The organism is Streptomyces sp. DSM 106670 (assembly GCF_055792845.1).
Genome location: NZ_CM147704.1, coordinates 4724996 through 4744987, shown reverse-complemented (window position 1 = coordinate 4744987; position 19992 = coordinate 4724996). Strand labels below are relative to the sequence as shown.

Here is a 19992-nt window from a genome sequence, read left to right as displayed (position 1 = left end):
GGGCGGCATGGGGCCGATCAGCCGGACGAGTCGGACGGGAGCTTCACGGAGGGGCAGCCGTGTTGCTTGCCGGCGGCGTCGACGAAGGATCGGAAGACGTCCCGGGAGGCAGAGTCCGACGGATCCGAGCGGTACAACGCTCTCAGGTAGCGATGGTCCCAGTGGACGCCGAGGTAAAGGTCCTTGCCTCCGCACTTCAGGATGGCCCGGCTGTTTCCGTCCACCACGCCCGTGCCGTCCGCCAGGTCCTCGAAGCCGACGCTTGACTTGAGACGTTCGTTGACGATGTTCGGGTCGAAGCTGGAACCGAACGACAACTGGGGTTCGTCTTGACCGCCGGACCGGTAGAGGTCGCAGGCCCAGGAGTCCGAGGGTGCTCCGCTGGTGCGCTGCACCTCGAGCTCGGCACCGCCCTTGGCCACGGCGCTGCCCGGCAGATGGAATCCGGGGATCCCGCACAGCGAATCGGCTGTGATCGCCTCCGGGCTCGTGGGCGCCTGCACCTTGGGGGTCTGCAACGGAGTGTCGTTGGAGCACCCGGCAGCGGCGGCGACCTTCTGCGCGGCGTCCACGAGCACGCGTGTGAGCTTCTGGGGGTCCACGGTTCCCTTTTTCAGTTCGACCTGGACGACCTGAGCGTTGTCGGGTGCCGGGGCCGACTTCACGCCGCGCTCCAGAACCCCGCGGACCTTGTACCGGCACTTTTCGGGCAACATGACCCAGCCGCGGCTCCCGGAGACCGCCCCGGTGACTTCCCCTGACAGGAAGGACCTGCTTGAGGAGTTGTCCCAGGTGTACGTGCTGAACGGAAAATCCGGTGTGTAGACGGCGGTGTTCATCACCATCTCCAGTTCCTCGGCCCCCGTGATCCTGCTGGTGCGGCTCACCGTGCAGCGGAACGACACGTCGTCGCTGACGCCTTCCGTCACGTCCGAGATGCGGCCCCGGGTGTCCAGGAGCGACTCAGCCTGCTCGCCGGTCAGCTTTCCCGCGCACAGGTCCGTGGCGGCGAACACGTTCGTGTCCCACCACAGGAACAGCCCGGCGAGGACCGACAGGCCCGTGCCGCTCGCGACGGCGGCGATCGCCTTCATGTTCTTCATTGCCTTGATCCTGATTCCGAGCCGAATTCCATTTCTAGACCTTCGACTTGAGCGCGTCGATGGTGATGCCGCGGCCAGAGTTGTAGCTCTGCTGGGCCTCGGTCTGGGCGACCTCCGTCACGGCCTTGGACGCTGCACCCGGCTGCTCCTGGTGCCAGTTGTCGAAAAAGGCATCGAGCGCATCCATGGATGCGGCGTTCCGTGTCGACCGGTCTTCCCGCGCCACCATTCCGTTCTCATCCGTGACCGCGGTGAGCCACTGGTTGGCTCCGATGTCGACCGCGCGCTGCGCAATATCGCCGATGACGGGGATCCCGGTGATCAGACCGCCTCCGACGTGGTAGCCGTAGAACCTCATGTCGGCGGCATCCGAGTTCGCCTGCTCAAGCTGCCCGATACGGAGGTCTCCGCCGAGCGCGGTCATGCTGCCGAAGACCTCGCCGATCTTCGCCGCACGAGGAGTGATCGCGTCGCCGTCGGCATACGTGTCGGACGCGAGCTGCTCCGCCATGTAGCCGAGTTGCCCCTGGTACAACTTGGTGAAGTTCTTGGGCTCTTCGCCCTCAGGGACGTCGCAGATCCCTCGCATGAAGCGCAGAACGCTGGTCTGGCTGTTCTGGATCCTTGAATCGTCTCCGTGAGCGTACTCGTCGTTCCTCCCGACTCGGCCACCGGTGCCGTTGCCCGCCAGGATGTCCCCCGTGTCCTGCGTGTAGGTGAGCAGCGCGTTGGCCAGCGGATCCCGCAGGTTGGCGAACTCCTCCTTCTTGAGCACTTCGTCGGCTTTGCCGGTGCGGTCCTCCTTGCCCTCCTTGCCCTCGGCGTCGCCGTAGTCGAGCAGGTTGATCGTGTCGTGCATAATGCGGGCCTCGGCCTCGGTGTGTCGGCCGAGCTCCTCGCCCGGCGAGCCCGGCGGGCGCCCCGTGGTGGCGGCTTCGAGGGCGAGGCCCAGTCCGGCCCGGACGTCCCCGTCGAAGGTGTCCTTGCCGGAGATCTCGAGGTCGCCTCGCCAGTCCGGGGTGTTGGTGGTGTCCCAGTCGCGCTTCGTCAGCAAGTACTCCAGGCGGTTCTTGTCGCCGTCCGCCGCCGGGTCGAGGTAACCGGTCGCCGTCCCGGGGTCGCGGCTCATGATCTCCAGTGCACCGTCGACGGGGTCGTTGACGAACCAGCCGTCGCTCTTGCCCTCGAACCTGCCGTAGAGGTCCCAGACATCTTTGTCCTTCGACTCGGCTTCGATCATCTGGTCCGTGAGGTCGCCGAGGAACTGCGGCGAGTAGCCGCTGCCCTGCTGCATGAGGGTGGCCAGTCCCTGGTAGCCGCGGATCTCCTGGCCCAGGCCCCGCGTCATGGGAGCCTTGTCGGCCGCGACATCAAGCTCGAACCTGTCGAGGCCCGTCTTCTTCAGGTCGGTCATGAAGTCGTTGTAGAACTTCGCGTCCTCGGTCTTCGACCACTTCGCGAACGCATCCTGGTACTCCTTGGTCCCGTAAGCAGGGTTCTTCTTCCCTTCGACGAAGACCATCTGCGTCGCGGAGGACAGGGTGTTCGCCAGCATCTTGTTCGTCTCGCCGTACAGGCCCCTACGACTGGCGTCACCGGAATGCGCCACGTTGTTGAGCGTGTTGGCGAGCTTGATCGTGCCGTCGGCTCCCAGGCTGGAGATGAAGTCGCGGCCGAACTCCGTACGGTGGGCGAAGGCCGGGTTGTTGTTGTCACGCATGATGCGCGCGAATCCCTCAACGTCGGCGTTCGAGACCCCCTGGCCGTTGTTGAGCCGGGTGGACACGTCCTTGACGTACTCCAGTTCGTACTGCTCGATGTCGCTCTTGGCACCCGCGTTGAAGCCATTGTGTGTGGCGTCCTGGCCCGTGACGGCATCCTTGTTGCTGTCCTTCACGGCGGCCTGGAGAGCCAGCTTCACACCGGCATCGGCGTCCTCGAACGCCGTGACGTACTTCTTGATCTGCCCGGCCCAGCTGTTCGCCGCCTTGTCGTACTGCGCGAGCGCCGCTTGGCCGTCGGGGTCGTGGACGTACCTGAAGCGTTCCTTATCAGTCAGGTCGGGGCGGACGTTCCCCTCATCGTCGACGGCCATGTCGTCCTTGCGGGCGTCCGCCACCAACGACTCGAGTCGCTGCTTCAGCTCGGTGAACTGTCCGTGCGCGTCCCGCAGCAGACTCGCGATGGCCTTCGCCTGCGTCTGGGCCGCCGCGTACTCGTACTGCGTGCCCGCGAAATTCGTGTAAGCACTGCGCTGGCCTTCGCCCTGCCAGCTGTTGCCGCTCGCGAGTCCCCCGGTCGCGGCCGCGTAGGCCGACTCCGCCTTCTTGAATTCGGCGGCCATGTCGTCCCAGGCCTTGGCAGCAGCGGTGAGCTTGCCGTAGCTGGTCGTCATGATCTTCTTGTACGTGAGCCCCATGTCCTACCGCCCCTGCCAGCCGTTCGCGCCATTGAAGGGGGGCTGCCTCTTCAGTAGCTGGAATTCTTCGTAGACTTCGAGCTCACGCCCCAGGTACATACTCCGCACAATGCCCAGGTTGTGGGACTCCGTGGCCAGGCGGCCCAGCAGGTTCTTGACCTGCTTGTTCCAGGTCTCCTCGACCGTCTTCAGCCCCGCCGCCGTGTCCCATCCCGCGAAGCCGGTGATCGCGGCGGCCGTCTCCTCGTCGCTCTTCTTTCCCGCGTTCTCGGTCTGGGTCTTGATCTCGCCGGCCAGCTTGCCGGAAGTCGCCTTCTTCTGCGCCGAGTCCGTACCGAAGTCGGACCCACCGCCCCCGTCGCTCGCCGGGGCCAGCTGATTCAGGCGCATGCGGACGTCTTGGCGTGCGGCCGCCTCGCCGCGCAGTTCGGCCCATTCCTCGTCGAACCCCATCGTTACTTCCCCCGTGGTAGGCATCCAGATGGCGTCATCTTGGACACCAGTTCTATCAGCGCGCCGAGGTGCGGTTCACAGCCCCTGCCAGCCAGTGTCTGAGAGCGCAACGGCTCCCGAGACGGTGGCGAGCGAGAACGGTGCCTGGCCGCCCACCTGCCCGTCGTCCGTGCCCGGCGTCCCCGGCGCCCTTCGGCCGCCAGGTGCGCCCCAGGTCGGAACGGTGGGCTGAGGCTTGGACCCGCGAGCACTTCATCGTTCCGGGCCGGCCCTCGTACCAACGTCTGCAATGCTGCGGGCATGTCCATCGCCCGTCGCGCCCCCGAGCCGGTGTCACCCGCCCCGCCCGCCGCGCCGATGCCTCCGCTGCTCACGCAGTCCTGGCTCGATCTGGCGTTCCTGCACTGGGCGGTCGATCCGGCGGACGTGGCACCGCTGTTGCCGCGCGGCACGGTGCCGGACACCTTCGACGGGGCGACCTACGTGGGGCTCGTAGCGTTCCGGATGCATCGGGTGAGCGGGCTCGGGCTGCCGGGGATCCCGTACCTCGGGACCTTTCCCGAGACCAACGTCCGGCTGTACTCCGTGGACGGACGCGGGCGGCGCGGCGTCGTGTTCCGCTCGCTCGACGCCTCGCGGCTGATCCCGGTCCTCGTGGCGCGGGTCGCGGTCCGGTTGCCGTACGTGTGGTCCCGGATGGACATCGAACGGTCCGGCGACACCCTCACGTACACGAGCACCCGCCGGTGGCCCGGTCCGCGCGGTGCCCGGAGCCGGATCGTGCTGCGGACGGGCGAGCCGATCGGCGAACCCACGCCCCTGGAGCATTTCCTGACCGCCCGTTGGGCCCTGCACACCTCGTTCTTCGGGCGGACCGCCTATCTGCCCAACGTCCACCCCCGGTGGCCTCTGCACCGGGCGGAGCTGCTGGAGTGCGATGAGGACCTGGTGGCGGCGGGCGGGCTGCCCGCACCGGCCGGGGAGCCGGTGAGCGTGCTGTATTCGCCGGGCGTGCCCGTGCGCTTCGGGCCGCAGCGGCGCTGACTTTGAGGAAGTGGCCGAGAATCCTCGAACACCGAGGCCGAGCCACACGCGGTGCGCCATCCTTGAGATCGAGAAGGGGGCACCATGGGCAAAGCGTCGAGGAAGAAGCAGCAGAAGCGGGAGGGGCGAACCTCTGCGGCCGCCTCACTCGGAGTCGCGGCCGATGACGACCCGAGAGCACTCGGCGAGCAAGCGCTGGAGCGACTGATGCGCTCAAGTACGCCGGGAAAGCTCAGCCTGGCCGGTGCCTACGCCTGGGGGTACGTAGCGTTGGGGTCCGCCCAGCTGGAGGGCGCCGATCCAGAATGGCACCAGGAGATCGATCCGCTCGACGCCCTGTTCCTGGGGGCAGTCTGGCCCCAGGAGTTTCAGAACGAGTTCCAGTTCGCCAACCTTCGTGACGCGTGGCTACGCCTCCTCCGAGGCACCGTGCACGGGAAGGGCATCGAGCGTTTCGTCCACGAGACCGTCTCGGCAAGCCAGGACCTGGGGATGTCGGTGGACGACGGGGAGTTGATGCTTGCGCTCGCCGGTCGGCTCGAGGCTGCCGGGCTGGACCAACGCCGGCTGCCGCGACGGTTGTTGCCCAGTGAGGCATTGCGTGAGCACCGTGCCGCTCAAGGCCCCTCTCTCCACCTGTCGTTCCCCGAACCCCCGGAAGATTCGAAGGAGCAGGTCAAACGGTTCTGGAAGGAGTCGCACACATACGGCACACCGCAGGCCGTCCTCCGTGACGGGCTGGCCCGGTTGCAGGACGCCGGCTTCCAGGTGAAGAAGGAATCCGTGCTGCTGCTGCCGGCCTTGTACGCGGCGCTGCTGGCGAAACCTGGGGAGCCCGTAGAAGAACTGGGACCGCAGGCGTACGCCTGGGCTCTCTCGATCGACGACGACTCGGCTCTCGCACCGGTACTCGACATCCTCCTGGTCGCTCCGAAGCTGGGGATCTCCACCTCCAAGACACTCAAGCGCCTGCTCGCCGTGCCCGCCTTCACCCAGCCCATCCCTTCCGAAGCTCTGCTGTGGACCAGCTCTCCCGGCCTTGCCCTGCCACGCCTGGCGTTCGAGCTGGGCGTTCCGAAGATTTCCTACCACGAGGGCACGATCACGCCAGATCTACTCGACTGGGCAGGTATGCACGCCAGAATGCGCCTGAGCGCAGCCGCTCACGCATCGACAGTCGGCCTTGAGGAGACGGACGATGTCCCCGTCGCAACCGATGTGCCGGAAGAACCGGACGAAGACTGGGAGAAACGTCGCGACGCCGTGCGCGGTGCGATGCTGCGCAAACTGAGCAAGAAGCCTGTTGAGGTCTCATCCCTCCACAGCCGGTCGGACCGGCCTGTTGAGCGCGTCTGGAACGCTGACGGCAGTTCCCAGATCAGGATTTCGACCGATTCCTTGCGCGGGCGGGAGCTGCGGGACGGGCTGAAGAGCCAACATAAAGCCTTCAAAGAAAAGTTCGGCCGCGATCCGGGGCCGGACGACCCGATCTTCTTCGATCCCGACGCCGACGAACCCGTGCCTCTCACCAAAGAATATTTCGACAACTTGATGCTGGACATGGCCGGCCGAGCGGCCGACATGGGTATGGACCCCGCGTTCCTCCACGCCTGGCGTGAAGTCGGCTATGTGGTGACTACGGAAAACAGGGGCATGTTCACCACTGCTGAAGTGCTCGCTTACAGCAGGGCTGTCGTCAGGCATCAGCAGACCACGGCATGACCGACCGAACCGACAACCACATCAGCGGAGGGGTCTTCTTCAACGCCGTCGTCCAAGGGCAGTCCGTGACACTGACGCTGCCGGACCGGCCGGACCCCGCGCTTGCGGGGCTTCCTCGGCAGTCCCCCGCGTTCGCGGGACGCGACGACCAGCTGGAGCAGATCCGCAAGGCGCTGGCGCCGAAAGAACCAGGCGGGGCAGCGCCCGCGGTGGTGGTGTCCGGGCTCGCCGGCATGGGCAAAACGGAGCTCATGCTCCAGGCCGCACACCGAGCGCTACGCGAGAAGGGCTGGTTCTCGGGCGGAGTGCTCTTCGTCGATCTGCATGGACACGACGCACAGGAACGCCGCGTGTCACCGAAGCGTGCACTCGGCATTCTCCTGAGGGCGCTCGGTGTCCCGCCCGAGCACATTCCTCCCGGTATTGAGGAACGCACTCTCATCTATCGCTCCGCGCTCGCCGCCCTGGCCGACGCCGGACGACGAGTCCTGGTCGTCCTGGACGACGTTCCGACGACCGGAAAGCTCCACCACCTGCTGCCCGGCGACGGAAGCACAGCCACCCTCATATCCTCCCGGTATTCCCACTCGGAATTGGACGCCCTGTCGCTCACCTTGCGAGGTCTGGACATCGTCGAAGGGCGAGAAGTTCTGGTCGAAGCCGTCTCCCGCGCCCTCCCCGACGACGAGCGGGTGGTCACCGAAGCCGACGACGCCGACCAGCTCGTGTCCCTGTGCGACGGCCTGCCGCTCGCTCTGCGCATCCTGGCATCCCTGCTCGTGGACGTACCGACCCGACCTGTGTCCCACCTCCGTAAGGACCTTGAGGACACGCACTCCAGACTCTCAGTACTGAGCAGGGAGGAGAGGGCCGTGACCGCGGCTTTCGATCTCTCCTACCGAAGGCTTTCGCCGGAGCAGGCCAAGTTGTTACGGCTCCTGTCGCTACATCCGGGACCGGACTTCTCCACCGAGGCAACCGCCCACCTGTACGGCGGGACGGCCCACGAGACCCACCAGCTCCTGCTGAGTCTCTACCGTCGGCACTTGATCGAGCCGCGCGAACCGTACGACCGCTGGCAACAGCACAGCCTGATACGTCTCTACTCCCGCAAGCAGCTCACATCGACGAACTCAGATCCCTGGGGCGAAGGCCTTGTCCGTCTGCTCGTCCACTTCTACGAGACCGCTAACCTCGCGTGCGACACGCTCTTCGAAACCGCTGATTCGCACGAGACGTCAGAATCGCGCTTCGTCGATCGGGCGTCCGCCCTGCGCTGGCTCGACGCCGAACGACACACTCTGACTGCCGCAGCTTCCTGGGCCCACAAGGCACAAGACCATCTGATGTGCGTGTCCCTGGCTGCGCCAACCTCGAGATTCTTGGCAGAGAACCACTATCCGGAGGACGCCGGACGCGTGCTGGCTGCGGGAATTCTGTCCAGCCGACATCTCAAGGACCGCTTTTCCGAGGCGTCCTTCCTGAGCTGCCTCGGCGTAGTGCTTCGAGACATGCGCAAGCTGCGTAAGTCCGTTCGCGCCCACCGCCAGGCCATCAAGATCTGTCGGAAGCTGAAGGACCGCCGAGCTCTGGCCAGCGCACTCAACAACCTCGGACTCTCGCTTCACGAACTGCGCAAGTTCGAACAGGCTGTGGCGGCACACCAAGAAGCCTCCACAATCTACGTGCACGTCGGCGACCGAGCCGGGGCGGCACACGCTCTGAGCAACATCGGTGAGACGTTGATCGAGATGGGCCGCCCGGAAGAGGCTTCCCGCGCCTTCCGCAAGGCCATGAAGGCTTACCGGAAACAGGGCAACTCACGCGGCTACGCCCAGGCGCTGGGCGGCCTCGCCAAGGTGACACGGCACAGCGGGGAAGCCGAGAAGGCCGTGGAGCTGCACAAAAAAGCGCTCGAGGTGGCCGATGGTCTCCTCATCCCGCACGAGCGCGCTGTTGAGATCGCCAACTTCGCAACGGCGCTGACCGAAGCGGAGGAGTTCGATGCGGCGCTCGCCGCGCAGCAGGAGGCGCTCGCCACCTTCCGACACCTCGGAGACCGCCGCGGTGAGGCGATGACACTGGGCAACATGGCGCTCGTACGTCAGCGGCAAGGCAAGTGGAACAGGGCGATACGGCTTCACACCCTCGCGCTGGAGGCATTCCTCGAGAGCAATGACGATCACGCCTTGGCTTGCGAGCTCACGCACCTCGCGTCCGCCCTCCTGCAGCAGGGCCGCAACACGGAGGCTCTGGAGAATCTAGAGCTCGCCGCCGCCCTCTATCACCGGGCCGGCGAACCCGAGAGCGCAGCTGACACGCTCGATCTCGCCGCACGCGTACGGAGGCAGGCCGGCGTCGGCCTACGCCCCACCGGGAGCCAGGCGTGATCACCCCCGTATGAGGCACACTGGACGTTTGGCCGCAGCCGTGGCCGTACCCCGCAGAAAGGGCCGAAGCGCGTGACCGGACCCCTCATCGTCCAGAGCGACAAGACGCTGCTCCTCGAGGTCGACCACGACCAGGCGGACGCCTGCCGTCGTGCCATCGCGCCGTTCGCGGAGCTGGAGCGCGCGCCCGAGCACATCCACACGTACCGGGTCACCCCGCTCGGGCTGTGGAACGCCCGCGCCGCGGGGCACGACGCCGAGCAGGTCGTCGACGCCCTGGTCGAGTACTCCCGCTACCCCGTGCCGCACGCGCTCCTGGTCGACATCGCCGAGACGATGGCGCGGTACGGGCGGCTCACCCTGTCCAAGCACCCCGTGCACGGGCTCGTGCTCACCACCACCGACCGGCCCGTGCTGGAGGAGATCCTCCGGTCGAAGAAGGTCCAGCCGCTGGTCGGGGCCCGGATCGACCCGGACACCGTGGCCGTGCACCCCTCCGAGCGCGGGCAGGTCAAGCAGACCCTGCTCAAGCTGGGGTGGCCCGCGGAGGACCTTGCCGGTTACGTCGACGGCGAGGCCCATCCGATCGAGCTGGCCGAGAACGGCTGGGCGCTGCGGCCGTACCAGAAGCAGGCCGTCGAAGGGTTCTGGCACGGTGGGTCGGGGGTCGTGGTGCTGCCGTGCGGGGCGGGCAAGACCCTCGTGGGCGCCGGTGCCATGGCCGAGGCCAAGGCCACCACGCTCATCCTCGTCACCAACACCGTCTCCGCCCGGCAGTGGAAGCACGAGCTGGTGAAGCGGACCTCGCTGACCGAGGACGAGATCGGCGAGTACAGCGGGACCCGCAAGGAGATCCGGCCGGTCACCATCGCCACCTACCAGGTGCTGACCACCCGGCGGAAGGGCGTCTACCCGCACCTCGAACTCTTCGACTCCCGTGACTGGGGGCTGGTCATCTACGACGAGGTGCATCTGCTGCCCGCGCCCGTCTTCAAGTTCACCGCCGACCTCCAGGCCCGGCGGCGGCTGGGTCTCACCGCGACGCTGGTCCGGGAGGACGGGCGGGAGTCCGACGTCTTCTCGCTCATCGGGCCCAAGCGGTTCGACGCCCCGTGGAAGGAGATCGAGGCGCAGGGCTACATCGCGCCCGCCGACTGCGTCGAGGTCCGCGTCAACCTCACCGACTCGGAGCGGCTCGCGTACGCGACGGCCGAGGCGGAGGAGAAGTACCGGTTCTGCGCCACCACCGCGACCAAGCGGAAGGTGACCGAGGCGCTGGTACGCAAGCACCAGGGCGAGCAGACCCTCGTCATCGGGCAGTACATCGACCAGCTCGACGAGCTGGGCGAGCACCTGGACGCGCCCGTCATCAAGGGCGAGACCAGCAACGCCCAGCGCGAGAAGCTCTTCGACGCGTTCCGGAACGGGGAGATCAGCGTCCTCGTGGTCTCCAAGGTCGCCAACTTCTCCATCGACCTGCCGGAGGCCACCGTCGCCATCCAGGTCTCCGGCACCTTCGGGTCACGCCAGGAGGAGGCGCAGCGGCTGGGCCGCGTGCTGCGGCCGAAGGCCGACGGGCACGAGGCCCGGTTCTACTCGGTCGTCGCCCGCGACACCATCGACCAGGACTTCGCGGCGCACCGCCAGCGGTTCCTGGCCGAGCAGGGGTACGCGTACCGCATCGTCGACGCGGACGAACTGCTCGCGGAGAGCTAGGGAGCACGGGGAGCACGCGGAGAGCCGTCCTGAGGGCGCGGGATACAGTCGTTCGCATGTCCCCGCGCCCTCCCGACGTCGACGCCGGCGTCACCGGCTTCGGGACCTGGCCGCGTGAGCCCGGCACCGAGACGCGCCGGGCCTCGGCCGTTCCGGCGGGGGCCTCGGCTCCGTTCGTGATCATCTCCGAGTCCCATGTCTCCGGCGTCCCCACCGAGTGGGAGCCGCACGCCCACCCCCTGCACGAGCTGGTCTGGGTGCGCGGCGGGACCCTGATGTCCCGGGTCGCGGACCGGGTCTTCACCGTCTCCGAGGGGCAGGGGCTGTGGATGCCCGCCGGGGTGGTGCACGGGGGCCGGCTGACGGCGGGCGTCGCCTTCCACGACGCCTTCTTCGCGCCCGAGCGCACGCCGGTCGCGTTCGACGGGCCGACGGCCATCGACATGACCCCGCTGCTGGAGTCGTTGCTGACCCATCTCGCGCGTACGGATCTCGACGCGGCGGCCCGGGCGCGGGCGGAGTCCGTCGTCTTCGACGTCCTGCTGCCCTCGGAGCGCCAGCTCGCGCTCCAGCTGCCCGGTGACGCCCGGATCGACGTGATCGCCGAGGCCCTGCTGGAGGATCCCTCCGACGCCCGGTCGCTGGAGGAGTGGGCGCGGGTGCTCGGCACCAGCGACCGTACGATCGCCCGCGCGTTCCGCCGCTCCACCGGGCTGTCCTTCGCCCAGTGGCGGCAGGCGCTGCGCGTCCACCGGGCGTTGACGCTGCTCGCCGAGGGCTTCGACGTGCAGACCGTCGCCCTGTTGCTGGGCTATGCGCAGACCAGCACCTTCATCGCCGCGTTCCGGCGGGTCATGGGGACGACGCCGGGCACGTTCTCCCGTACGAGTGCGGAGCCCCCGGCCGTCGACGCCGCGCCCTTGGGCGTTCCCGGTGTCCGGAACGCCGTATCGGCTGTCTCCAACTCCTGATTGCCGACATCCCGGGCGGAATATAACCTTCCAGGGACTTAGGCAACCCTTAGTTGTTGCCCGCCGCAGGTGGTCGACGACAGGTCCCAGGACCGGTCGGTGACGCGCGGCGTCCGGGGCGCCGTGCGCCCCGCCCTCGATGCGACCGGACCGGACCTTTCCATGTTCAGCAGCCCCTCCCCCGCCGCGGCCGAAGCCGCCGACGCCACCTCCCTGAGCGGGCGCCGGCTGGTGCTGCGGTACGGAAAGACCCCGGTCGTGCACGGCGTCTCACTCTCCCTGGAGCCCGGCCGCGCGACCGCCCTGGTGGGCCCGAACGGCAGCGGGAAGTCGACGCTGCTCCGGTCGCTCGCCCGGCTGCACCGGGTCGACGACGGCGAGGTGACGCTCGGCGGCCGGGACGGGCGGCCCGAGCGCGCCGCGTCCCTGCTCAGCGCCCGGGAGTTCGCCCGCGAGGTCACCCTCTTCTCCCAGTCCAGGGCCGCGCCGCAGGGCCTGACCGTGGCCGAGGTCGTGGCGTTCGGCCGCCACCCCTACCGGCGCGGGTTCGCCGGACTGTCCGCCGAGGACCGCGCGGCGGTCGCGTACGCGATGGACGCCACCGGCGTACGGGACATGGCCGAACGGCCCGCCGGGGAGCTCTCCGGCGGCGAGATGCAGCGCGTCTGGCTCGCCGCCTGCCTGGCCCAGAACACCGGTGTCGTGCTGCTGGACGAGCCCACGAACCACCTCGATCTGCGCTACCAGATCGAGACGCTCGACCTGGTGCGCGACCTCGTCGAGGACCACGGGATCGCGGTGGGGGTCGTCCTGCACGACCTCGACCACGCCGCGCGCGTCGCGGACACGCTGGTCCTCCTGCGCGCGGGCCGGGTGCACGCGGCGGGCCCGCCCGCCGAGGTCCTCACCGCGGACCACATCCGCGAGGTCTACGACATCCGCGTCGAGGCGGGCGTCGACCCGCGCACCGGCCGGGTCCGCATCGACCCCGTCGGGCGGCACCCCGCCCCGGCCGCACCCCCGCCGACGACCACAGCACCGTGAACACCCGTTTGAACAGCAGCGTGAACAACAGCTTGAGCTACAGCTCGAACAGCAGTGACCGAGAGGACCTTTCATGACCCGCGTCCGCCGTCTGACGGCTTCCGCCGCCACCGGGCTCGCCCTCGCCCTCGCCGCCACGGCCTGCGGCACCACCGACGTCTCCACCGCGACCGACGCCAAGGCGTCCTCGGCCGCACCGGCGTCGAAGGACTGCGCCGACGACACCACGGCGACATCGACGAAGCCGGTGACCCTCACCGACAGCCTCGGCCGGAAGGTGAAGCTCGACAAGCCCGCGAAGCGCATCGCGGTCCTGGAGTGGCAGCAGGTCGAGGACGCCCTCACGCTCTGCGTCACGCCCGCCGCGGTCTCCGACGCCAAGGGCTACCGGACCTGGGTCAGCGCGGAGAAGCTGCCCGAGGGCGTGACGGACATCGGGACCCGTGAGGAGCCCGACCTCGACACCCTCGCCGCCGCCGACCCCGACCTCGTCGTCGTGGAGGCGTTCGACGCCAAGGACAAGACCCTGGCCGCACTGGAGAAGCGGGGCATACCCGTCATCGCCACCAAGGGCGCCGACCCCAAGGACCCGATCGGCAACGTACGGGACGTCTTCAGCCTGATCGGCGAGGCGACCGGCCGCACCGAGCGGGCCGCGCAGGTGATCGGGCAGTTCGACGACCACCTCGCCGAGGCCAAGAAGAAGGTGGCCGACGCCGAGCTCCCCACGCAGGACTTCCTGTTCTTCGACGGCTGGCTCCAGGGCGGCAACCTCACCGTCCGCCCGTACGGCGAAGGCGCCCTGTTCACCGCGATCGGCGAGGAACTGGGCATGAAGTCCGCCTGGACCGACGACATCAACAAGGCGTACGGCGACGGCGGCGTCGACCCCGCCTACGGTCTCGCCCAGACCGACGTCGAAGGGCTGACCGGGGTGGGCAAGGCCAACCTCTTCTACGCCAACGACGAAGGCGCGGGCGGCTATGTCGAGGCCCTGCAGAAGAACCCGGTCTGGAAGTCGCTCCCGGCCGTGAAGGAAGGCCGCGCGCACAGCTTCCCCGCCCGGGTCTGGGGCGCCGGCGGGCCGCGCTCGTGCGAGCAGGCGATCGACGCGTACGTCGACGCCATCACCAAGAAGTGAGCGCACCGCCGACCGGTGTGCACGAGCGGGGAAAGACGTCCCTCCCGGGGCCGGCGGCCGACGCGCCACCGGCCCCGGCCCCGGCCCCCGGGGCCGCTCCCGCTCCCGGCCCCGGCGGCGCGTTCGCCGGGGCCGCCGTCCTCGTGCTCCTCGCCGCCGCGATCGTGCTGGTGGGCCTCTGGCACCTGACGCAGGGCACCTCCGGCGCGGGCATGTGGGACATCGTCCGGTACGTGGGCGGGGCCCGGGAGAACGTCGGCGGTGTGCCGGTCGGGGACATCGTCGCCGGATCCCGGCTGCCCCGGCTGCTCGCGGGCGTGGCGGTGGGCTTCGCCCTCGGCGCGGCCGGGGCGCTGCTCCAGTCCGTCACCCGTAACGCGCTCGCCTCCCCCGACACCCTCGCCGTCACCGCCGGGGCCTACTTCACGCTGTCGTGCGTCGCCGCCTTCGGGCTCACCGTGCCGCTGTGGGCCTCGGGCGCCGTCGCCTTCGCGGGCGGGCTGCTCGCGGCGGTCCTCGTGCTGGCCCTCACCGGCCGTACGGCGGGCACCTCCGGCACCCGTCTCGTCCTGGCCGGCTCGGCGACGGCCATGGCGCTGGACGCGGCGACCGCGATGCTGCTCATCCTGTTCGACCGCAACACCACCGGCCTCTTCGCCTGGGGCAGCGGCTCGCTCGCCCAGCTCAACATCGACGCCTCCACCCGGGCGCTCCCGCTCGTCGCCGTCGTCCTGTGCGTCGCCCTCGCGCTCTCCCGGAAGCTGGACGTGCTGCGCCTCGGCGAGGACACCGCGTCCTCCCTCGGCGTACCGATCCGGACGACCCGGGTGACCGCCGTCCTCTGTGCCGTCCTCCTGACCAGCACGGCCGTGACCCTCGCCGGTCCCATCGCCTTCGTCGGGCTCGGCGCCCCGGTGCTGGCCCGGCTGATCGCCGTACGCGTCCGGGGACTGCACCGGCACGCCCTGCTCGTCCCCGGGGCCGGGCTGCTCGGCGCCCTCCTCGTGCTGCTCGCGGACGCGTCGCTGCGCGCGCTGCTCGGCGCGGAGGGGGCCGCCTCCGTACCCACGGGTGTGCCGACCGCACTGCTCGGGGCCGCCGTGATCGTGGCCCTCGCGCTCCGCCTCCGGGACGCGGGGCCGGTCCGGCAGCCTCCGCAGGCGCGGGCCGCGAGCCGGTCGCGCCGGTCGTTCCTCCTCGTCGTGAGCGTCGCGGTGGCGCTCCTGGCCGGGGCCGTGCTCGTCGGGATCCTCGCCGGAAGCCTCTGGCTGCGCACCGGTGACCTGGTGCTCTGGGTCCAGGGCACCGCACCGGAGCTGGTCGGGCGCGCGCTCGACGACCGGATGCCCCGGGTGGCCGCGGCGGTGCTCGCGGGCGCGGCCCTCGGGCTGGCCGGCTGCGCCGTGCAGAGCGCGGTACGCAATCCGCTGGCGGAACCCGGTGTGCTCGGCATCACCTCGGGCGCCGGGCTGGGCGCGGTGGTCGTGGTGACGTCGGGCCTGCCGGGCGGACAGCCGGTGCTGATCGCCGCCGCCGTCGCGACCGGTCTGGCCACCTTCGCGCTGATCGCCCTGCTGGCCTGGCGCGGCGGCTTCCTGCCCGACCGGTTCGTGCTGATCGGCATCGGCTGCGGTTACGGGCTCAGCGCCGTCTCCACCTTCCTGCTGCTGCGCGCCGACCCGTGGAACACCCCGCAGATCTTCACCTGGCTGTCGGGGACGACCTACGGGCGCGCGTTCTCCGACGTCGTCCCGGTCGCGGTGGGGCTGCTGCTCGCCCTGCCGCTGCTCCTCGCGCTGCACCGTCAGCTCGATCTGCTCGCCGTCGACGAGGACACCCCGCGCATTCTCGGCGTCAGCCCGGCCCGCACCCGTTTCGCCGCGCTCACGATCGCCGCGGTGCTCGCGGCGCTCGGCGTGATCGCGATCGGCGTCGTCGGCTTCGTCGGGCTGGTCGCCCCGCACCTCGCCCGGTCCCTGGTCGGCGCCCGGCACGGCCGCGCGATACCGGTCTCGATGCTGCTGGGCGGGGTGCTGGTCTGCGTGGCCGACACCCTGGGCCGCACCGTCGTCGCCCCGGCCCAGGTGCCCGCCGGGCTGATGGTCGCCCTGGTCGGCGCCCCCTACTTCGTCTGGCTGCTGCGGAGGTCCCGCGCATGACATCGACGTACGCCGTGCTCCCGTACGACGCCACCGCGTGGCCACCGGCGCTGCGGCGGATCGCCCGCCCCGGCGTCCTGGAGCGCTGGGGTGCGGTGGACCGTTCCCCGCACGCTCCGCGCCTGGTGGTCGTCCCCGACGGCGGCGACGGTGACGGTGACGGCTGGTCGGCCGCCGCGCTGGTGACCGCGCGGCCCGGCACCGCCTACGTGAAGATCGTCGATGCCGTGGGGGACGTACCCGCGGCGGTGGACGCGGTCCTCTCGTACGCGGAGGAGCAGCGGCTCGCCCTGGTCAAGTGGGAGGGCTGGACGGTGAGCGCCGGGGACGCGGCGGCCGCCGGGTTCGCTCCGCTGCGGCTGCCGCTCACGCACGGCCGGGAGGAGGAGGCGGGCGAGCCGGCCGGGCCCGGGTCCGGGTATGTGCGGTGGACGGCCGGGGAAGGCATCGCGGAGCCGCCGCCGTACTACCGGCAGAGCACCCACTTCACCTGCGGGGCCGTCACCGCCCTGCTCGCCCGGGCGCAGGCGGGCGCGGTGCCCCGGCAGGCCCTCGACCGCGAGGCGGAGCTGACGCTCTGGCGGGACGCGACCAACTTCCCCGCGTGCGAGCCCGTGGGGCTCGGGGTCGCGGTCCGCCGCCGGTGGCCGACGGCCTCGGTCGGGGTCTTCCTCGACACGGACGAGCCCGTGCTGCTGGACCATCTGTCCGGGAGCGAGCGGGAGTGGCGGGCGGTGCTCCAGCGGGCGTCACGGTCGGACGCGCGGCGGTCCGGGGTGCCGGTCGACGGCCGGCGGCTGTCCCTGACCGGGCTGCGGGAGGCGATCGGCCGGCGGCGGCAGCACGTCCTGCTGCTCGTCTCGCTGGCCACGATGCAGGGGTTCGACGTACCGCACTGGGTGCTGTGCCACGGGGTGGTCCCGGGTGCGGTGGTGGTGGAGGATCCGTGGTTCAACGCGGCGGCGGGAGAGACCTGGGTCGACGCCCATCTGCTGCCCGTTCCCGACGCGTCGCTCGACGCGATGTCGCTGCTCGGGGAGGAGCGGGTGCGGGGCGCCGTGCTCATCGGGCGCGGCTGAGGTCCGGCGGTGGTGTCAGGGGATACGGGGAGGGGTTGACGAGGAAGACGAGGAAGGGGATACGGGGAGGGGGCCCGGCGGTTCGCGGGACGGTCAGCGGCCGCGGCCGACGACGCCCGCCTCCTCCGCGTACTCCCCCAGGACGACGACGCCGAACGCCGTGGTCACGAACACCTTCACGGCGCGCAGCGCGTCGCCGACGCGGTGGGGTCGGTGGTCACCGGTCGCCGCGGTCGCGCCGTGCGCGGGGCCGGTCGTGCGGGGGTTCAGGGTGGCTGTGCTCATGTATCCATGGTGCTCCCGTCACCCGTTCGGGCGCGTCGGCCCGCAGACGGAACCCGGTGAGCGGGCGCGTAGGTCTGCGGTGCCACACCGGGGCCCGGCGTCCCCTACGGGTACCCCTTGGACCGCCACCTCCGGCGGAGCCCGTATTCCGTTTCGACCGCGCCCCGCCCTGTGGCTACAATCGCCGGTCTGCCCGCCTCCCGAACCGTGGTACCGGCCTTTCGCTGCCGGCAGCCGGGGGAGCGCCGCCGGCCGGACGGAAACCGGCCGACAACCACGCGAACCAACCTTCCGAGCGGACCGCCCTGCTCCGGCCCCAGCCGGTACCGGCGCGCGGTCCGCCGTCCTGCGTTGAAGAGCCGGAGGCATCACCGTGCCCGCGCACGTAGCAGAAAGCGATTCCACCCTCGATCCCCTGGCGCACGAACGCGCCCATCTCGCCGCGTCCCGCGCCGCACTGCGCGGGATGCGCGAGGACGTCCAGGCCCTCGACATCCGCGATGTCACCGCGAACTGGGTCAACGCCGCCGTGCTCCAGTCCCAGATCGACGACCGCATCAAGGCGCTCGCCGATCTCTCGCACACCCCGCTGTTCTTCGGCCGCCTCGACTATCTGCACGCCGTCGGCGGCGAGCTGGCCGAGGGGGCGGACGGCGAGCGGTTCTACATCGGCCGCCGCCATGTCCACGACGCCGCCGGCGACCCGATGGTCATCGACTGGCGTGCGCCGGTCTCCCAGCCGTACTACCAGGCGTCCCGGAAGAACCCCCAGGACGTCGGGCTCCGCCGCCGCTTCGGCTACACGGCCGGCGAGCTGACCGCGTACGAGGACGAGCACCTCACCGATCCCGCCGAGGACGGCCCCGGGGCCGAGCACACCAGCCGGCTCCTCCAGGCGGAGATCGAGCGGCCGCGCGTCGGCCCGATGCGCGACATCGTCGCCACCATCCAGCCCGAGCAGGACGAGATCGTCCGCAGCGGGCTCGGCGGCACGGTCTGCGTGCAGGGCGGACCCGGCACCGGGAAGACCGCCGTCGGCCTGCACCGGGTCGCGTTCCTGCTCTACGCGCACCGCGAGCGGCTCGCCCGCACCGGCACCCTCGTCATCGGGCCGAACCGGTCCTTCCTGCACTACATCGAGCAGGTCCTGCCCGCGCTCGGCGAGCTGGAGGTGAAGCAGGCCACCGTCGACGACCTGGTGCGCACCGGCGTCGAGGTCCGGGGCGAGGACGAGGCGGCCACCGCCGTCGTCAAGGGCGACGCCCGGATGGCCGAGGTGCTGCGGCGGGCCATCCGCTCCCATGTGACCGCCCCCGCCGAGCCCGTCGTCGTGGTGCGCGGCTCCCGGCGCTGGCGGGTGCCGGTGTACGAGATCCAGGAGATGGTCGACGAGCTGCTGGCCCGCGACATGCGGTACGGGGCGGCGCACGAGGCGCTGCCGCAGCGGATCGCGCACGCCGTCCTCGTACGGATGGAGGAGGCCGGGGAGGCGCCCGACGACCGGGTGCAGAACGCCGTGGCCCGCACCCCCGCAGTGAAGGCGGCCGTCAAGGCGGTCTGGCCCGCCGTGGACCCGGCGAAGCTGGTGCTGCGGCTGCTCTCCGACGCGGAGTTCCTGGCCGCGCACGCGGAAGGGCTGCTGAGCGAGGACGAGCAGAAGCGGCTGCTGTGGGCGAAGCCCGCCCGCAGTGTGAAGTCCGCGAAGTGGTCGGCGGCGGACGCCGTGCTGATCGACGAGGCGAGCGATCTGATCGCCCGGACGCACTCGCTCGGCCATGTCGTGCTCGACGAGGCGCAGGACCTGTCCCCCATGCAGTACCGGGCGGTGGGGCGGCGCTGCTCGACCGGTTCGGCCACCGTCCTCGGCGACCTCGCGCAGGGGACGACGCCGTGGTCCACGGAGAGCTGGGGCGAGGCGCTGTTCCACCTGGGCAAGGCGGACGCGGTGGTGGAGGAGCTGACGGCCGGTTTCCGTGTGCCGCGCGAGGTCATCGCGTACGCCTCCCGGCTGCTGCCCGCGATCTCGCCGGGGCTCGCGGCGGTGGAGTCGGTGCGTGAGTCGCCGGGCTCCCTGGCCGTACGGGAGGTGGCGTCGGCCGAGGAGCTGGACGCGGCCGTCGTCGCCGCCTGCGAGGAGTCGCTCGGCCACGAGGGGTCGATCGGGCTGATCGCCGCCGACGCCCGGATCCCGGAGCTGGGCGCGGCTCTGGAGGCGGCGGGCCACGCGTATCTCTCCCCCGGTGAGGAGACCACCGCCGCGTCCCGGCTGACGCTGGTGCCCGCGTCGCTGGCCAAGGGCCTGGAGTACGACTACGTGGTGCTCGACGAACCGGCGGCCGTGGTCGACGGCGAACCGGACGAGCGGACCGGGCTGCGGCGGCTGTACGTGGCGCTGACCCGAGCGGTGTCGGGGCTGACCGTGCTGCACGCGGCCCCGTTGCCGGAGGTGCTGGTTCAGGCGTAGGG

At 70.3% G+C, this 19992-nt stretch carries 14 protein-coding genes; 10 read left to right on the top strand and 4 right to left on the bottom strand.

All coding sequences use genetic code 11. The annotated features are described in order from the left end of the window. Positions 1–17 precede the first annotated feature (17 nt). Genes ACSMXR_RS20970 through ACSMXR_RS20960 form a run of 3 tightly spaced genes read right to left on the bottom strand, consistent with a single transcriptional unit; the run spans position 18 to position 3975 of the window. Positions 18–1094 carry a hypothetical protein gene (locus ACSMXR_RS20970; protein ID WP_473169647.1) on the bottom strand — a complete coding sequence of 359 codons (1077 nt, stop codon included), beginning with the start codon at positions 1092–1094 and terminating at the stop codon, positions 18–20. A gap of 43 nt (positions 1095–1137) precedes the next feature. Beyond that, positions 1138–3498, bottom strand: a complete 2361-nt coding sequence (locus ACSMXR_RS20965; protein ID WP_473169646.1) for a hypothetical protein — start codon at positions 3496–3498, stop codon at positions 1138–1140. 27 nt (positions 3499–3525) lie between these two features. Beyond that, a complete protein-coding gene (locus tag ACSMXR_RS20960) occupies positions 3526–3975 on the bottom strand; it encodes a hypothetical protein (RefSeq protein WP_381790916.1) in 450 nt (149 codons plus the stop codon). A 300-nt stretch (positions 3976–4275) separates the two neighbouring features. Here ACSMXR_RS20960 and ACSMXR_RS20955 point away from each other — a divergent pair, with 300 nt between their 5' ends. The 9 genes from ACSMXR_RS20955 (at position 4276) to ACSMXR_RS20915 (ending at position 17241) form a co-directional block, all read left to right on the top strand. After that, positions 4276–5019: a YqjF family protein gene (locus ACSMXR_RS20955; RefSeq protein ID WP_473169645.1), complete on the top strand. Its 744-nt coding sequence runs from the start codon at positions 4276–4278 to the stop codon at positions 5017–5019. Positions 5020–5103: 84 nt separating this feature from the next. Continuing rightward, the gene (locus ACSMXR_RS20950; RefSeq protein WP_473169644.1) at positions 5104–6741 is read left to right on the top strand and encodes a hypothetical protein; all 1638 of its coding nucleotides are present in this window, start codon (positions 5104–5106) and stop codon (positions 6739–6741) included. Continuing rightward, positions 6738–9131: a tetratricopeptide repeat protein gene (locus ACSMXR_RS20945; protein ID WP_473169643.1), complete on the top strand. Its 2394-nt coding sequence runs from the start codon at positions 6738–6740 to the stop codon at positions 9129–9131. The genes ACSMXR_RS20950 and ACSMXR_RS20945 overlap by 4 nt, the downstream gene beginning before the upstream one ends. Before the next feature lie 72 nt (positions 9132–9203). Beyond that, entirely contained in the window at positions 9204–10847 is a 1644-nt protein-coding gene (locus ACSMXR_RS20940; RefSeq protein ID WP_137235331.1) for a DNA repair helicase XPB, read from the top strand. A gap of 56 nt (positions 10848–10903) precedes the next feature. Continuing rightward, entirely contained in the window at positions 10904–11818 is a 915-nt protein-coding gene (locus ACSMXR_RS20935; protein WP_137235332.1) for a helix-turn-helix domain-containing protein, read from the top strand. A gap of 162 nt (positions 11819–11980) precedes the next feature. Then, entirely contained in the window at positions 11981–12862 is an 882-nt protein-coding gene (locus ACSMXR_RS20930; RefSeq protein WP_473172419.1) for an ABC transporter ATP-binding protein, read from the top strand. Between the two features lie 73 nt (positions 12863–12935). Beyond that, entirely contained in the window at positions 12936–14003 is a 1068-nt protein-coding gene (locus tag ACSMXR_RS20925; protein ID WP_364885804.1) for an iron-siderophore ABC transporter substrate-binding protein, read from the top strand. Between the two features lie 17 nt (positions 14004–14020). Continuing rightward, positions 14021–16162, top strand: coding sequence for an iron ABC transporter permease (locus ACSMXR_RS20920; RefSeq protein ID WP_473172418.1), 2142 nt, complete (start codon positions 14021–14023; stop codon positions 16160–16162). Beyond that, on the top strand, positions 16159–17241 hold the full coding sequence (locus ACSMXR_RS20915) for a peptidase C39 family protein (protein ID WP_473169642.1): 1083 nt from the start codon (positions 16159–16161) through the stop codon (positions 17239–17241). Before ACSMXR_RS20920 ends, ACSMXR_RS20915 begins: the two co-directional genes overlap by 4 nt. A 93-nt stretch (positions 17242–17334) precedes the next feature. Here ACSMXR_RS20915 and ACSMXR_RS20910 read toward each other — a convergent pair whose 3' ends face one another. Continuing rightward, positions 17335–17526: a hypothetical protein gene (locus tag ACSMXR_RS20910; protein ID WP_086780261.1), complete on the bottom strand. Its 192-nt coding sequence runs from the start codon at positions 17524–17526 to the stop codon at positions 17335–17337. 373 nt (positions 17527–17899) lie between these two features. On the opposite strand from ACSMXR_RS20910, the gene ACSMXR_RS20905 reads away from it, so the two are divergent. Further along, positions 17900–19990: a HelD family protein gene (locus ACSMXR_RS20905; protein WP_473169641.1), complete on the top strand. Its 2091-nt coding sequence runs from the start codon at positions 17900–17902 to the stop codon at positions 19988–19990. Positions 19991–19992 lie beyond the last annotated feature (2 nt).